Source organism: Pseudomonas sp. HP_01 (assembly GCF_055284355.1).
The window spans coordinates 1-16,103 of the sequence record NZ_JBTOPV010000003.1 but is presented as its reverse complement, the minus strand read 5'-3'; the positions used below and the strand labels follow the sequence as shown (position 1 = coordinate 16,103).

The 16,103-nt window shown below is 61.9% G+C and carries 11 protein-coding genes, 3 tRNA genes and 2 pseudogenes; 15 read left to right on the top strand and 1 reads right to left on the bottom strand.

Going from position 1 to position 16,103, the window contains the following annotated elements; all coding sequences use genetic code 11:
- The first annotated feature begins 19 nt into the window (after positions 1-19).
- The 15 genes and pseudogenes from ACYAR8_RS03380 to ACYAR8_RS03310 all read left to right on the top strand — a co-directional run bounded on the left by ACYAR8_RS03380 (position 20) and on the right by ACYAR8_RS03310 (position 15,784).
- Positions 20-1,030, top strand: coding sequence for an aspartate-semialdehyde dehydrogenase (locus tag ACYAR8_RS03380; RefSeq protein WP_463579079.1), 1,011 nt, complete (start codon positions 20-22; stop codon positions 1,028-1,030).
- A gap of 116 nt (positions 1,031-1,146) precedes the next feature.
- Complete coding sequence (locus ACYAR8_RS03375; protein WP_463579078.1) at positions 1,147-3,960, top strand: motility hub landmark protein FimV; 2,814 nt, start codon at positions 1,147-1,149, stop codon at positions 3,958-3,960.
- A gap of 212 nt (positions 3,961-4,172) precedes the next feature.
- Positions 4,173-4,997: a tRNA pseudouridine(38-40) synthase TruA gene (truA, locus tag ACYAR8_RS03370; protein ID WP_463579160.1), complete on the top strand. Its 825-nt coding sequence runs from the start codon at positions 4,173-4,175 to the stop codon at positions 4,995-4,997.
- A 59-nt stretch (positions 4,998-5,056) separates the two neighbouring features.
- Positions 5,057-5,677, top strand: a complete 621-nt coding sequence (locus ACYAR8_RS03365; protein ID WP_463579077.1) for a phosphoribosylanthranilate isomerase — start codon at positions 5,057-5,059, stop codon at positions 5,675-5,677.
- Between the two features lie 326 nt (positions 5,678-6,003).
- Positions 6,004-6,924, top strand: coding sequence for an acetyl-CoA carboxylase, carboxyltransferase subunit beta (gene accD / locus ACYAR8_RS03360; RefSeq protein WP_463579159.1), 921 nt, complete (start codon positions 6,004-6,006; stop codon positions 6,922-6,924).
- Positions 6,921-8,227, top strand: a pseudogene (gene folC / locus ACYAR8_RS03355) (bifunctional tetrahydrofolate synthase/dihydrofolate synthase). The gene accD and the pseudogene folC overlap by 4 nt, the downstream one beginning before the upstream one ends.
- Positions 8,211-8,909, top strand: a complete 699-nt coding sequence (locus ACYAR8_RS03350) for an SPOR domain-containing protein (RefSeq protein ID WP_108120298.1) — start codon at positions 8,211-8,213, stop codon at positions 8,907-8,909. Before folC ends, ACYAR8_RS03350 begins: the two are co-directional and overlap by 17 nt.
- A gap of 326 nt (positions 8,910-9,235) precedes the next feature.
- Positions 9,236-9,823 carry a CvpA family protein gene (locus ACYAR8_RS03345; protein WP_037011737.1) on the top strand — a complete coding sequence of 196 codons (588 nt, stop codon included), beginning with the start codon at positions 9,236-9,238 and terminating at the stop codon, positions 9,821-9,823.
- A 12-nt stretch (positions 9,824-9,835) separates the two neighbouring features.
- Positions 9,836-11,344, top strand: coding sequence for an amidophosphoribosyltransferase (gene purF / locus ACYAR8_RS03340; protein ID WP_065986403.1), 1,509 nt, complete (start codon positions 9,836-9,838; stop codon positions 11,342-11,344).
- Between the two features lie 21 nt (positions 11,345-11,365).
- A complete protein-coding gene (locus ACYAR8_RS03335) occupies positions 11,366-12,577 on the top strand; it encodes an O-succinylhomoserine sulfhydrylase (protein WP_074888083.1) in 1,212 nt (403 codons plus the stop codon).
- A gap of 161 nt (positions 12,578-12,738) precedes the next feature.
- A tRNA-Val gene (locus ACYAR8_RS03330) sits at positions 12,739-12,814 on the top strand.
- A gap of 83 nt (positions 12,815-12,897) precedes the next feature.
- Positions 12,898-12,974 (top strand) — tRNA-Asp (locus ACYAR8_RS03325).
- A gap of 122 nt (positions 12,975-13,096) precedes the next feature.
- Positions 13,097-13,173, top strand: a tRNA-Asp gene (locus tag ACYAR8_RS03320).
- Between the two features lie 196 nt (positions 13,174-13,369).
- Positions 13,370-14,635: a 3-phosphoshikimate 1-carboxyvinyltransferase gene (gene aroA, locus ACYAR8_RS03315; protein ID WP_463579076.1), complete on the top strand. Its 1,266-nt coding sequence runs from the start codon at positions 13,370-13,372 to the stop codon at positions 14,633-14,635.
- A gap of 261 nt (positions 14,636-14,896) precedes the next feature.
- Positions 14,897-15,784: a DUF2242 domain-containing protein gene (locus tag ACYAR8_RS03310; RefSeq protein WP_074888077.1), complete on the top strand. Its 888-nt coding sequence runs from the start codon at positions 14,897-14,899 to the stop codon at positions 15,782-15,784.
- A gap of 186 nt (positions 15,785-15,970) precedes the next feature.
- Here ACYAR8_RS03310 and ACYAR8_RS03305 read toward each other — a convergent pair.
- Positions 15,971-16,103 (bottom strand): annotated as a pseudogene (locus ACYAR8_RS03305) (threonine dehydratase); the annotation flags it as partial.

Here is a 16,103-nt window from a genome sequence, read left to right as displayed (position 1 = left end):
TTTTTCCTGAGGTTTTTCCATGAGTCAGTCCTTTGATATCGCCGTGATCGGCGCCACCGGTACTGTCGGCGAAACCATCGTGCAGATTCTCGAAGAACGCGACTTCCCGGTCGGCGATTTGCACCTGCTCGCCAGCGTCGAATCGGCCGGCAGTTCGGTGCCGTACCGTGGCAAGAACGTCCGTGTGCGTGAAGTCGACGCCTTTGATTTCAGCAAGGCCAGGATTGCCTTCTTCGCAGCAGGCGCCGCCGTGACACGCAGCTATGCCGAACGCGCCACAGCCGCTGGTTGTGTGGTGATCGACCTGTCCGCCGGCTTGTCCGTCGAGCAGGCGCCGAATGTGGTGCCCGAGGTCAACGGCGCCCGCCTGGCTGATCTGGCCGGACCGCAGCAGGTTGCCTGCCCGAGTTCAAGCGCCGCCGCCCTCGCGCTGGTGCTGGCGCCGTTGCGCGCACTGATCAACATCGAGCGGATCACCGTGACGGCGTGCCTGGCGGTATCGAGCATGGGCCGAGAGGGTGTCACCGAACTGGCGCGGCAAACGGCCGAGCTGCTCAACGTTCGTCCGCTGGAGCCGAAGGTGTTTGACAGGCAGATGGCGTTCAACGTGCTGGCCCAAGTGGGCAAGCCTGACGCCGGGGGGCATGTGCCACTGGAAAAACGTTTGGTCAGCGAGTTGCGCGAGTTGCTCTCGCTGCCTTTAATCAAGGTCGGTGTGAGTTGCATCCAGGTGCCGGTGTTCTTCGGCGACAGCCTGAGCGTGTCGGTGCAGACCCGCGAGCCGGTCGACATCAAGTCGGTCAATGCCGCGCTTGAAACCGCCGAGGGCATCGAGCTGGTTGAGGCTGGCGATTACCCGACGCCGGTGGGCGACGCCGTAGGACAGGATGCTGTCTATGTAGGACGTTTGCGCGGAGGCGTTGACGACAGTTGTGAGCTGAATTTCTGGGTCACGCTGGATAATGTGCGCAAGGGCGCAGCGTTGAACGCTGTGCAGGTGGCTGAGTTGTTGATAAAAGACGTTGTGTAAAAGATACTTGCCCACAATTCGAAGAATCATTCTAGCTGCGGCGTGTCGATACGCCCTACACCCGAGCAGGCATTATCTTCGCGATTGCCGGGGAAATTTCAAACAAGGGATGGGCTATGGTTCAGGTTCGTAAACTCGTTTTAGCAATCGCTGCGGCTTCGGCGCTGTCATCGGGAATGGCCCAAGCGCTCGGCCTCGGCGGTCTGACCGTGAAGTCGACCCTGAATCAGCCACTGTTGGCCGAAATCGAGCTGACAGAAGTGCAGGACCTCAATGCCTCCCAGGTGGTGCCAAGTCTGGCGACCTCGGCGGAGTTCGCACAGGCCGGCGTTGGCCGGGTGGCGATCCTGGATGACCTGACCTTTACCCCGGTCGTCAACCCGGGCGGCAAGAGCGTGTTGCGCATCACCTCCACCAAGCCTATCCGCGATCCCTACGTGAAGTTCCTCGTTCAAGTGCTCTGGCCCAATGGCCGTGCGCTGCGCGAGTACAGCCTGTTGCTGGATCCGCCGAAGTTCTCGCCGCAAGCCGCTGCGGCCGCCGCGCAACTGCCTTCGACGGCACCGAGCGCCGCCCCTGCACCGGCTCCTGCCGCCGAGACACCGGCCGCTGCGCCTTCGACGCCCGCTCCAGCGCCGGTTCAGGAACCCAAGTTCACCCAATACACCACTGCCAATAACGACACGCTCTGGGAAATTGCCGCGCGCGTGAAGAATGGCGGGACCGTGCAGCAGACCATGCTGGCGATCCAGGCGCTGAACCCTGATGCTTTCATTGCCGGCAACATCAACCGCTTGAAGAAAGGTCAGGTGTTGCGTCTGCCGTCGCCGCAGGAATCAACAGCGCTGGCCCAGCCTCGCGCAGTGGCCGAAGTGGCCGAGCAGAACCGCGCGTGGCGCGAAGGCCGACGCCTGCCGAGCGGCGCACGTCAGGTCGATGCGACCCGTCGTGACCGTGCGGGCGCCGCGCCGTCGCAGATCGACGCCAAGGACAATCTCAGCCTCGTCTCTGCCAACAAGGCGGGTGCGAAAGGCAAAGCGGGCGACAACGCCGACATCAGTAATCAGTTGGCGACTACTCAGGAAAACCTGGACACCACGCGTCGGGACAATGCCGAGCTGAAAAGCCGCATGACCGACTTGCAAAGCCAGGTCGACAAGCTGCAGCGCTTGATTCAACTGAAAAATGACCAACTGGCGAAAATGCAGGCCTCTGGGGCAGCGGTTCCGCCGCCCATTGATGCCGCCAATCCTGCCAATCCCGCGGTCAGCCCCAACAGCGTGACCAATCCCAACAACGCCGCCAACCCGGCGATGCAGGCCCAAGTGGTGCCAAGCGCCGCGGCGCCTGATGTTGCCGGCAAGGCACCCGACGAAATCGCCCCTGAAGACGCATTGCCGGTTGATGGGGCGGCGGTCACCAGTGCGACGCCTGATCAAGCGCTGATCGTTCCGACGGAGCCGGTGGTCGATGAAGACAACCGCAGCGCCCTCGACAAGATCCTCGCCAGCCCGATGCTCATGGGCCTGATCGGTGGCGGCGCGCTGTTGGTATTGCTGCTGCTTCTGTTGCTGCTGGCCCGTCGACGCAATGCGCTGATCGAAGCCGAACGGCACCGCCAGATGGCGCGCGCGTTGTCCGAAGAGTCGGACTTCGCGTCCGACATGGACATGCCTGCCAGCAGCTTCGAAGGCCTGGAGACGCCAGCGCCCCTCGCAAAGACGCCGTCGCCGACCGTCGCCGAGCCGGCCCGCGAACACCCGGCTGACGCGCTCGTGCAGGCTGAAATCCACATTGCGTACGGCCGCACGAATCAGGCTGCTGCCGTTCTCGAAGACGCGATCAAGCATGAGCCACAGCGCAGCGACCTGCGCCTCAAGCTCATGGAGGTCTATGCCGAGCAGGACAACAAATCCGGGTTTGTCGCGCAGGAGCGGCAACTGGTGGCCACGGGAAAGAACCACGCTGAAGTCGAAGAACTGAAATCCCGCTATCCGTCCATGGCAGCAGCGGCTGCGGCGGTAGCCGGGGTAGCAGCAGCATCGGCTTTGGCGGCGGAAATGGACGCAAAGTACGTTGAAGAACTGCTCCACGACGAGCCTGAAGTCCCCGCGCAACCTGCTCCGGTTGCAGAAACGGTGACCGAGGTGCCGCTGGACGAAGAGTTCGATAACGCCTTTGACCTGAGCCTGGATGATCTGGACAGTGAGTCCCCGGCTGTTGCGCCCAACCGCGCTGCGGCACAGGACAACGCTGCCCTCGATGATCTGGACCTGGACGCACCGTTCGCCGGCTCGGCATCTGATGACCTGGACTTCGACGCGATTCTGCGCGAGCAGCAGGCGACATCCGGTCCCGCCGAACCAGCAGACCTGGACGATTTCGACCTCAACCTGGCGGAAGATCAGCCGGCGTTGAAAGCAGAAGACGATTACTTGCTGGGGATGGAGGACGATCTGCGTGATCTGCCTCCGTTCGAACAGCCTGCATCGTTGGGCGCCGACAAGCCTGGGCTGGAGGATGATATCGAGTTGCCTGCCGATTTCGATCTCTCCCTGGCTGACGAGATGGAAACCGAGCAAGCGTCCGAAGCGTTCGCGTCCGAGATCGACGACGTGAATGCCGAGCTGGACCGTCTCTCCCAGAGCCTGGAACAGCCGCCGATTGCCAAGCCGTTCGACACGGCGCTGGACAAGCCGGTGGACGCGTCGCCGCGTTTCACTGAAGACGACGCACTGCTGGCGGACGACGAGCCGGAATTCGACTTCCTCTCGGGTACTGACGAAGCGGCCACCAAACTGGACCTGGCCCGCGCCTACATCGAGATGGGTGACGCCGATGGCGCTCGCGATATCCTTGATGAGGTGGTGGCCGAAGGTGACGATGGCCAGAAGACCGAAGCGCGGGACATGCTGTCGCGCCTCGTCTGACGTTATTCATCGCCGCAAAAAAACGACCGCTTAGGCGGTCGTTTGCGTTTCCGCGTCGGGCCTTTCGGATTCTCCTTCGCACCGGGTTAACCGTTGGCCACTGCAGATGGCGTCTTTTTTTTCGATCCGTATAATGGCCGCCCTTGCGCATATCGACAGGCTTTAAGCTCTTGGCAACTACAGACACCGAGGCAGAAACAGCGGCAGCCGAACTGGCCGCCGAGGGTTTTTCCAGAATCGCCCTGGGCGTGGAATACAAAGGCTCGCGCTACAGCGGCTGGCAGCGCCAGTTGACCGGCGTCCTGACCGTCCAGGAAACACTGGAAAATGCCCTGTCGAAGGTCGCGGATTCGCCCGTGTCGCTGATGTGCGCCGGGCGCACGGATGCCGGTGTTCACGCGTGCGGTCAGGTGGTGCATTTCGACACCCGGGCCGAGCGCAGCATGAAAGCCTGGACCATGGGCGCCAATATCAATCTGCCCCACGACATCAGCGTGACCTGGGCCAAGGTCATGCCTGCGCACTTTCACGCGCGTTTCAAGGCCATCGCCCGGCGCTATCGCTATGTGATCTACAACGATCAGATCCGTCCGGCGCACCTGGGCCAGGAAATCACCTGGAACCACCGCCCGCTGGATGCCGAGCGAATGGCGCTGGCCGCCGAGGCGCTGGTCGGCACCCACGACTTCAGCGCATTCCGTGCCGGGCAGTGCCAGGCGAAATCGCCGATCAAGCAGCTTCACCACCTGCGCGTCACCCGCCACGGCAAGATGATTGTCATCGATGTTCGCGCCAATGCCTTTCTTCATCATATGGTTCGCAACATTGCCGGTGTGCTGATGACCATCGGGGCAGGGGAGCGGCCGATCGAGTGGGCGCGCGAGGTGCTGGAGAGTCGGGTACGACGCACGGGCGGGGTGACGGCTCATCCTTTCGGCCTGTATCTGGTTCAGGTGGAATACCGCGACGAGTTCCCGTTACCGGATCGCTACATCGGCCCGCATTTTCTCACCGGCTTCACGGAACTGGACGGCTGACGCGGGTGACTGCATTTGCTACCATCCGTGACTTTCGCAAGGCTTGAGGTCTCCACTACATGTCAGCCGTTCGCAGCAAGATCTGCGGGATTACCTGCATAGAAGATGCGCTGGCCGCCGTCGATGCGGGGGCCGACGCCATCGGTCTGGTGTTTTATCCCAAGAGCCCGCGCTTTGTGACCGTTGAGCAGGCCCAGGCAATCGTTGCTGCGCTGCCGCCCTTCGTCAGCACCGTCGGCCTGTTCGTCAATGCGGATCGCGCTGACTTGAAAGCGCTGCTGGACATCGTTCCCCTCGACCTCATCCAGTTTCACGGCGATGAATCCCCGGAGCAGTGCGAAGGCTATAGCCGCCCTTACATCAAGGCGCTGCGCGTCCAGGTCGGCGACGACATCGCGGCCAGCTGCGATGCCTACGCCAATGCTTGCGGCATCCTGCTCGACACCTATGTCGCCGGTATTCCGGGCGGAACGGGTGAAACCTTCGATTGGGCGCTGATTCCAAAACACTTGAGCCAGCCGGTGATTCTCGCCGGCGGCCTGACCTCGGCAAACGTTTCACAGGCCATCGCGCAGGTGCAGCCCTACGCGGTTGACGTGAGCGGCGGGGTGGAGAAATCCAAAGGCTTGAAGGATCACGACAAGATCCGTGCGTTCATGAGTGCCGTACACGGCGCTTAGGGCGTTGGTCCGGCGAGGTTGTCGTTGGGATCGCCTCGACGTGGCCGGATGTGGTCAGCACGTGGCCGGGATGTGACGGGGGACCGACGGTCGCCGTCCACTAGCCTGCCATCCGCTGATGCGGGTGGCCGAATTGATTGAGCGAAGACGTCTTGCGTCTCGTGATGGAAGTTGAGAGTGGTGTTCGTGAGTATTGTCTCGGCAGGTCAGGCCTCGCGCCGATCGTTGTACGACATTCACGGCGCCTTACATGACATTGGTTTAAGGGCATGCGCATGGCACCGATTGCCATCGCGTTCGAGCCATCGGTACTGGAGAAAGAAAGCATGAGCAACTGGTTGGTAGACAAACTGATCCCTTCGATCATGCGTTCCGAGGTCAAGAAGAGCTCGGTGCCCGAAGGTCTGTGGCACAAGTGCCCGTCCTGCGAAGCGGTGCTGTATCGCCCGGAGCTGGAAAAGACCCTGGACGTCTGCCCGAAGTGCAACCACCACATGCGCATCGGCGCTCGCGCCCGTCTGAATATCTTCCTGGACGCCGAAGGCCGTCAGGAGATCGGCGTTGATCTGGAGCCGGTGGACCGTCTGAAATTCCGCGACGGCAAGAAGTACAAGGATCGCCTGGTCGCTGCGCAGAAGCAGACCGGTGAAAAGGATGCGCTGATTTCCATGAGCGGCACCCTGCTGGGCATGCCGGTGGTGTGCAGCGCATTCGAGTTTTCCTTCATGGGTGGCTCGATGGGTGCGGTCGTGGGTGAGCGCTTCGTGCAAGCGGCCAACTACGCGCTGGAAAACCGCTGCCCGATGATCTGCTTTGCTGCATCCGGCGGTGCGCGCATGCAGGAAGCGCTGATCTCGCTGATGCAAATGGCCAAGACCTCGGCCGTCCTGGCGCGTCTTCGTGAAGAAGGCCTGCCGTTCATCTCCGTGCTGACCGACCCGGTCTACGGCGGTGTTTCCGCCAGTCTCGCGATGCTGGGCGATATCATTGTCGCCGAGCCCAAGGCACTGATCGGCTTCGCCGGCCCGCGCGTGATCGAGCAGACCGTGCGCGAGAAGCTGCCGGAAGGCTTCCAGCGCAGTGAATTCCTGCTCGACCACGGCGCCATCGACATGATCATCCACCGTCAGGAACTGCGTCAGCGTCTGGGTAACGTACTGGCCCAGATGATGGGGCTGCCGACGCCGAAATTCGTGGCGCCGACACTTGAGCCGATCGTTGTCCCGCCTGCTCCGGCGAACATATGACCGCACGCTCTTTGAGCGACTGGCTCAGCTACCTGGAACACCTGCACCCGTCGGCCATCGACATGGGGCTGGAACGTTCTCGGCAGGTAGCGACGCAGATGGGCCTGGCCCGGCCGGCGCCGAGAGTTATCACGGTCACCGGCACCAACGGCAAAGGCTCGACCTGCGCGTTTGTTGCTTCTTTGTTGCAGGCCCAGGGCCTGAAGGTCGGCGTTTATAGCTCGCCGCACCTGCTGCGCTACAACGAGCGTGTGCAGGTGCAGGGCGTTGAAGCCACCGACGCCGCGCTGTGCGCGGCGTTCGAGGTGGTTGAGCGCGGCCGTGGCGACATTTCCCTCACCTATTTCGAAATGGGCACGCTGGCAGCGTTCTGGCTGTTCGAGCAGGCCGGGCTGGACGCAGTGGTGCTGGAAGTGGGCCTGGGCGGGCGGCTTGATACGGTCAATCTGATCGACGCCGACATGGCGCTGGTCACCGGCATTGGCGTTGATCACGCGGAGTTTCTCGGTGATACCCGCGAGACCGTGGCCTTCGAGAAGGCCGGGATATTCCGTGAGGGACGCCCCGCGCTGTGCGGCGATCTTGATCCACCGCAGCCGCTGCTCGACAAGGCGCAGGCGCTGAATTGCCCGCTGTCGTTGCGCGGCCGCGATTTCGATCTGCAGATCGACGCGACGGGGTGGGACTGGTCGGGTACCGATGCGCAGGGCCGGAAGGTCGAACTGCACGCCCTGCCGTTGCTCGACCTGCCCATGCAGAATGCCGCCCTGGCGCTGCAGGCCTACCTGCTGCTGGATTTGCCATGGGATGAGGCGACCCTGCGCGATGCGCTCGTCAATACGCGCGTCACCGGTCGCCTCGACCGTCGCAGCATCGACTGGCAGGGCAAATCCCTGAGCCTTCTGCTGGACGTCGGCCATAACCCCCATGCGGCAACGTTTCTCGCCCAGCGCTTGAATCAGCGACCGGTGGCGGGGAAGCGTCTGGCGGTGTTCGGCCTGCTCAGTGACAAGGACCTGCCGGGTGTTATGGCGGAGTTGAGCGAAACGTTCAGCAGCTGGGCCGTGGCACCGCTGCCGACACCCCGAAGCCGTCCGGCGCAAGAGATCGAGCAGGCGTTGCAGAACCTTGGTGCTCGCGTGACGTCTCACCCGAGTATCGCGCTGGCACTTGAAGCTCAATGCGACCACGCGACAGCCGACGACGAGATTGTTCTGTTCGGGTCTTTTTACTGCGTAGCCGAGGCCCTGGAATGGCTTGCTGGCGCGTCACGGAGGAAGTGACACATGGCTTTGCTGGATAAAGCGTACAAACAGCGCATGGTTGGAGCGTTGGTGCTGATTGCCATCGCGGTGATTTTTCTGCCGATGCTGTTCTCGCGTCAGGACGAAGCCCGCCGTGTGCAGGTCGATGCGCCTGCTGCTCCGCAAGCGCCGGCCACCTCGCAGATCAAGGTAGAGCCCGTCAGCGTGCCTGAGCAGCAGCCATTGCCGCAGGAACCGGTGCCGACCGATGACGAGCTGACGCAGCCTGCTCAGTCCGCCCATCCTGCTCAGCCTGTCCAACAGCGCACCAGTCAACAGCCGCCTGCCATGCCGATTGCGCCTGCGCCTTCCAAACCTGTGGCTGCGGCGACGAAACCCGTTCAGACCGCGCCTGCGAAACCTGCTCCGGCACCCGCGCCCGCTCAGGCGACAGCGCCTGTCACACCTGCGGCTGACACCAGCCGGGTCGATGCGAATGGTCTGTCCGTCACCTGGGCGGTGCAACTGGCGAGCCTGTCCAACCGCGCCAATGCCGACAATCTGCAAAAGACGCTGCGCACTCAGGGCTACAACGCCTACATCCGCACCTCCGATGGCGTGAACCGCGTCTTCGTCGGCCCGGTGATCGAACGAGTCGAAGCCGATCGCCTGCGTGACACGTTGGAAAAGCAGCAGAAGATCAAAGGCATCGTCGTGCGTTTTCAGCCGGAGCGTAAGTAAGCCCTCTTTCGTCTGCCAGGACGTCTTCCCGGCTAAAGCCGGTCCCACGCAATGCACGCGTTGTCTTAGTGGGACCGGCTTCAGCCGGGAAGGGGCCGGATCAGCCACCCTCGATTTCGCGGTGTGGCAACTGCCGCCTTGCCGGCTAAAGCCGGTCCTGCCAGGGAAGGGGCCTGGTCTGACACGCTTGATTTCGGGATTAACCCATCCCGACCTTAAACAAAGTCCAATAGTTCGCCTTAATTGCCCTTCATCCGCAATCGCTGCTTACCGGCAGGCGAGTGCTCTGCTAAAATCCGCCGCCTTATCAGTCTGTAGGCTGCGACGTGTCATTTACTCCGGTTGACTGGGCGATCATTGCAATTGTCGCCATCTCCGCTTTGATCAGTCTCAAGCGCGGCTTCGTCAAAGAAGCATTGTCCTTGCTGACGTGGATCATCGCAGGTGCCGTCGCCTGGATGTTTGGCGGATCGCTGGCCCAGTATCTGGTCAACTACATCGAAGCACCTTCGGCGCGCGTGATTGCGGGCTGCACCATTCTTTTCGTCGCCACACTGCTGGTCGGCGCCATGGTCAACTTTCTGATTGGAGAACTGATTCGCGTCACCGGGCTGTCCGGGACCGATCGTTTTCTGGGTATGGTCTTCGGCGCGGCGCGCGGAGCCTTGCTGGTTGTGGTCGCGGTCGGGCTGTTGAGCCTGGGCCCGGTGCAACAGGATCAATGGTGGCAGCAGTCAAGGCTGCTCCCGCAATTTGTCATGGTCGCTGACTGGTCGAAAAACCTGATTCTCGGGATGTCCAGCAAGTGGCTAGCCAGCGGAGTCAGCGTACCTGTTGACATCCCGTTCAAGGATCACCTCCTGCCGCCTACAACGCCGCCGGAAGTGTTCGGTAAATCCAGTTCCACTAAGTAGGGGTTGTGTCGCATGTGTGGCATCGTCGGTATCGTCGGCAAGTCGAACGTCAATCAGGCGCTTTATGACGCGCTCACCGTCCTCCAGCACCGCGGCCAGGACGCTGCCGGTATCGTGACCAGCCATGACGGCCGGTTGTTTCTGCGCAAGGACAACGGGCTGGTGCGTGATGTGTTCCACCAACGCCATATGCAGCGTCTGGTCGGGCACATGGGCATTGGTCACGTACGTTATCCAACGGCGGGCAGCTCCACATCAGCCGAAGCCCAGCCGTTCTACGTCAACTCGCCTTACGGCATCACCCTGGCGCACAACGGCAACCTGACCAACGTCGAGCAGCTGGCCAAGGAGATTTACGAATCCGACCTGCGCCACGTCAACACCAATTCCGACTCCGAAGTCCTGCTCAACGTGTTCGCCCACGAGCTGGCCGTGCGCGGCAAGCTGCAGCCTACTGAAGAAGACATCTTCGCTGCCGTCACTGACGTGCATAAGCGCTGCCGTGGCGGTTACGCGGTCGTGGCCATGATCACCGGTTACGGCATCGTCGGCTTCCGCGACCCGGATGCCATCCGCCCGATCGTCTTCGGCCAGCGTCATACCGACGAAGGCGTCGAGTACATGATCGCGTCCGAAAGCGTTTCCCTGGACGTGCTCGGTTTCACCCTGATTCGTGACCTCGCCCCGGGCGAAGCGGTGTACATCACCGAAGACGGCAAGCTGCACACCCGTCAGTGCGCCACCAACCCGAAATATGCCCCGTGCATCTTCGAACACGTCTATCTGGCGCGTCCGGATTCGATCATCGACGGCATCTCGGTCTACAAGGCGCGTCTGCGCATGGGCGAGAAGCTGGCCGACAAGATCCTGCGCGAGCGTCCTGATCATGACATCGACGTGGTCATCCCGATCCCGGACACCAGCCGTACGGCGGCGCTGGAACTGGCGAACCATCTGGGCGTGAAATTCCGCGAAGGCTTCGTCAAGAACCGCTACATCGGTCGCACCTTCATCATGCCGGGTCAGGCTGCGCGGAAAAAATCCGTGCGCCAGAAGCTCAATGCGATCGAGCTGGAATTCCGTGGCAAGAACGTGATGCTGGTGGACGACTCCATCGTTCGCGGCACCACGTGCAAGCAGATCATCCAGATGGCCCGCGAAGCCGGCGCCAAGAACGTGTATTTCTGTTCCGCGGCCCCGGCCGTGCGCTTCCCCAACGTCTACGGCATCGACATGCCGAGTGCCCACGAGCTGATCGCTCACAACCGTTCCACCCAGGACGTGGCCGACCTCATCGGTGCCGACTGGCTGGTCTATCAGGACTTGAATGACCTGATCGAGGCGGTGAGTGGCAGCAAAAAGATCAAGATCGACAATTTCGACTGTTCGGTCTTCGACGGCAAGTACGTGACCGGTGATATCGACGAGCATTACCTGAACAAGATCGAGCAGGCGCGCAATGACGCCTCCAAGGTCAAGACTCAGGCGGTCAGCGCGATCATCGATCTGTACAACAACTAATCCAGACAAGGAGCAGGCGGCATGACTCAGGAATGGGATGCCGGTCGACTGGACAGCGATCTCGAGGGCGTCGGTTTTGACACCCTCGCGGTTCGTGCCGGTCAGCACCGCACGCCGGAACGCGAGCACAGCGATCCACTGTTTTTCACGTCCAGCTACGTGTTCCGCACGGCAGCCGAGGCGGCCGCGACCTTTGCCGGTGAGATCCCCGGCAACGTCTATTCGCGCTACACCAACCCGACCGTCGCTTCGTTCGAAGAGCGCATGGCTGCGCTGGAAGGCGGCGAGCAGGCGGTCGCGACGTCCACCGGGATGTCCGCCATCCTCGCCACGGTGATGAGCTTCTGCAGCGCCGGCGACCATGTGCTGGTGTCGAAAAGCGTATTCGGTTCGACCATCAGCCTGTTTGAAAAGTACTTCAAGCGCTTCGGGGTCGAGGTCGATTACGTCCCCCTTGCCGAATTGTCCGGCTGGGACGCGGCGATCAAGCCGAACACCAAAATGCTGTTCGTCGAATCGCCTTCCAATCCGTTGGCGGAGTTGGTCGACATCAGCGGGCTGGCGGAAATCGCCCACGCCAAGGGCGTGCTGCTGGTGGTCGACAACTGCTTCTGCACACCGGCGCTGCAGCAACCGCTGCGCATGGGTGCGGACGTAGTCGTGCACTCGGCGACCAAGTTCATCGACGGACAAGGCCGCGCCATGGGTGGCGTGGTGGTCGGTCGTAGCGAGCTGATGAAAGAAGTCGTCGGCTTCCTGCGCACCGCGGGCCCGAGCCTGAGCCCGTTCAACGCCTGGCTGTTCCTCAAGGGGCTCGAGACGCTGAACATCCGCATGCGTGCCCATTGCCAGAGCGCCCTTGAACTGGCGCAGTGGCTTGAGCAGCAGGAGGGCATCGAGAAGGTGCATTACTCCGGTCTCGAGAGCCATCCGCAGCATGGACTGGCCAAGCGTCAGCAGAAAGCGTTTGGCGCGGTGGTGAGCTTTGAAGTGAAGGGCGGGAAGGACGGCGCATGGCGCTTCATCGATGCCACGCGATTGATCTCGATCACCGCGAACCTGGGCGACACCAAGACCACCATTACCCATCCGAGCACCACGTCCCACGGTCGGCTGTCTCCGCAAGAGCGTGAGGCGGCCGGCATTCGTGACAGCCTGATTCGCGTGGCGGTAGGTCTGGAAGACGTCGCTGACCTGCAGGCGGATCTCGCGCGGGGTCTGGCTGCCTTGTAGGAAAGGTGTTTGACACGAAAGCGAGCCTTGGGGCTCGCTTTTTTGTTTTTGATGTGCAGCTTCGTGCTTGCTGCAAAAAATGGCGCTTTTGAAAAAAACTTCAAGCAGGCTATTGACTTAGGTTCGTCACCTGCGTAAATTTCGCGGCCTCAGCGAAGCAAGGGTGATTAGCTCAGCCGGGAGAGCATCTGCCTTACAAGCAGAGGGTCGGCGGTTCGATCCCGTCATCACCCACCATCGTTGAGTGCTTCAAAGCTGCAACAGACGCTGTACGTGTTGAATGTTACTGAGATTCAGCAGGACGAAAGTCCACGCAATGCGCAGCGGTAGTTCAGTCGGTTAGAATACCGGCCTGTCACGCCGGGGGTCGCGGGTTCGAGTCCCGTCCGCTGCGCCATATTTTCCGAATCGGGTTTTCCCGGTTTGAGATTGAAAACCAGAGTTTTCAGTCAGTGTTTCACGAAGCAGGCCCAAGGGTCGGTTTCAACAGCGTTAAGCAGATGAAAGTCTGTGCGACAAGCAGCGGTAGTTCAGTCGGTTAGAATACCGGCCTGTCACGCCGGGGGTCGCGGGTTCGAGTCCCGTCCGCTGCGCCATACATAGCTTCGAGGCCCTTGAACTCCTTGAAGCAACAGAGAAAGCGATCCCAGGATCGCTTTTTTTGTGCCTGCGATTTGGTGAAAGCGTCGCCTGTCGCGCTGGATGCTGCAGAGCTCGGCGATAAATGCCATGATCGCCGGCTGTTAACACGGCGCTGTGCGGTGCCTGATTTCGAATTTGGAGAGCTGGACCATGGGCATGAACCAAACCATCACTGTCATCCCGCCGGGCGTACCGCTGACGGGCCATGTGTCGCCGCCCGGCTCGAAGTCCATCACCAACCGCGTGCTGCTCCTGGCTGCACTCGCCAAGGGCACCAGCCACCTGCGTGGCGCGCTTAAAAGCGACGACACCCGGCACATGTCCAACGCTTTGCGGCAGATGGGTGTGACCATCGACGAGCCAGACGACACCAGCTTCGTCGTCACCAGCAGCGGGCACCTTGAGGCGCTCCAGGACGCGTTGTTCCTCGGCAATGCCGGGACGGCGGTGCGGTTCCTCACAGCGGCGGTCTGCACGGTGAATGGCAGCGTAACGCTGGACGGCGATCACTACATGCAGAAACGCCCGATCGGCCCGTTGCTGGAGGCATTGCGCAAAGGCGGCCTGAACGCTGAAAGCGCCACCGGTTGCCCTCCGGTCTTGGTGCACGGGACGGGTTCGATCACCGCCACACGCTTCGAAATCGACGGTGGCCTGTCGAGTCAGTACGTCTCTGCGCTGTTGATGGTGGCGGCCTGTGGTGATGCGCCGATTGAGGTGGCGCTGACCGGCAAGGAAATCGGCGCGCGCGGCTACATCGACCTGACCATCGCCTGTATGCGCGCGTTCGGTGCCGAGGTCGAGGTGCTGGATGACGCGCTGTGGCGCGTTGCGCCGACGGGTTACACCGCTTGCGATTATCAGATCGAGCCCGATGCTTCGGCTGCGACCTATCTGTGGGCCGCCGAGGCGCTGACCGGGGGCAAGATCGACCTGGGCGTAGCGGGGGAGGCGTTCACGCAGCCAGACGCCAAGGCCATGGAAGTGATTGCGCAGTTTCCGAAGATGCCTGCGGTCATCAATGGCTCACAGATGCAGGACGCGATTCCCACGCTGGCGGTGCTGGCGGCCTTCAACGAGACGCCTGTGCGCTTCGTCGATCTGGCCAACCTGCGGGTCAAGGAGTGCGACCGTGTTAAGGCGTTGCACGATGGCCTGAATCAGGTCCGGGCCGGGCTGGCCTCGGTAGAAGGGGATGATCTGCTGGTTGCCGCTGATCCGAGTCTGGCGGGCACCAGCAGCCACGCCCTGATCAACACCCACTCCGACCACCGCATCGCCATGTGTTTCGCGCTGGCGGGTCTGAAGGTGGCAGGCGTGCGGATTCAGGATCCGGAATGCGTCGGCAAAACCTACCCCGGCTACTGGCGGGCGCTGGAATTCCTCGGCGTAAAACTGGTGCACGGCGAGGTCTGAGGCACAGGGCATGCCGGGCCGCGAGCCGTCGACTGATCGACGCCAGGCCCGGCGTGCCGACTTTTCCAATCCTGTTGCTGTCTGATCAGCGCAACCTGCGCCTCCCTGAGAGGCCCAATGGAGCAGGCCCCGTGCACCGTTACCCTCTCGATGTATCCACACGGTTGCAAACTCTGCGTTGATCCCATGGCAGGCTTGTTGCAGACTTACCGGCGTTTTCTCCGGTCCACTTTCAGTCGACCAATTGCCCCAGGATGTTTGATGCCTAAATTACTGAGCTTTCGTACCGCATGCTGGGTGATCACCCTGCTGGCTGCCGCGGGCTGCTCGTCGAAGAAACCGACGGTCTATGAGCATGAGAATTTCGACGATGCCGGGACGTTCTCCCGCAACTATCCGGTCTCGGATGCAGCCACCTGCGAAGCGGCCCGGCGGGCGCTGCTGAGTCAGGGCTACATCATTACCAGCAGCGATCCTAAAGTGATCAGCGGCCATAAAAGCTTTCAGCAGACCGGCGAAACCCACATGGAGATCAGCTTCAACGTGGTGTGCGCGCCGGACGGCAGTGCCGACAAGCGGACCACGATGTTCGCCAACGCGCTGCAGGACCGCTATGCGTTGAAGAAGGTCAACAACTCCGCGAGCCTGGGGGTAGGCGTGCTGGGTTCGTTGTCGATGCCGATTGGTTCGACCGACGACTCGATGGTCAAGGTCGCCAGTGAAACAGTGGCGTCGCCCAAGTTCTATGACCGGTTCTTCGCGCTGGTGGAAAACTTCCTGCCGCCCGAACTGAAGAAGGCCGCGCACATTGAAGAAAAGCCCAAAACCGACCTGGGCATGCCCGAGCCGGTACCGGGCAAACCGGTGGCGTTGACGGAGCAAACGCCGGCCGCTGCACCTGCTGCAGTTGCACCTGCCACGCCTGCAGCCGCTACGCCCGTGGCACCAGCGCCATTGGCGACCCCTGCGACTCAGCCTGCGGCCGCCGCCGAGCAAGGCAGCGAACCGATGCCTGCACCTGCCGAACCGGAGCCGTTGAAGGCCGAAACGGCGACGCCTGCCGAGGCTGCGCCAGCCACAACGCCTGCGCCAGCAACCACCACCGAGCCGAGCGCTGCGCCAGCGGCTGAGTCAACGCCAGCGCAGTGAACCCTGTAGGAGCGTGGGTTGTCCCGCGATCTGGCGCGAAGCGGCAGCCCATGAGCGACCTTGCTTCTTCAGTCCGGAGACCGCATGCACCGTATTGCTGCCGGTTCCCGGCAGATCGCGGGACAAGCCTCGCTCCTACAGTCCCGGGCATGAACCGCTGAAGTCAGCAGTGTCAGTCTTCGGAGCTCACCCCAGAAACAGCTTGTACGCCGGGTTCTTGGTCTCGTCCCAATACGGGTAACCAATCTCTGCCAGCGCCTGCGGCACTAGATGCCGCTCATCTTCCGGCACCACCAACCCCGCCACCACTCGGCCATCC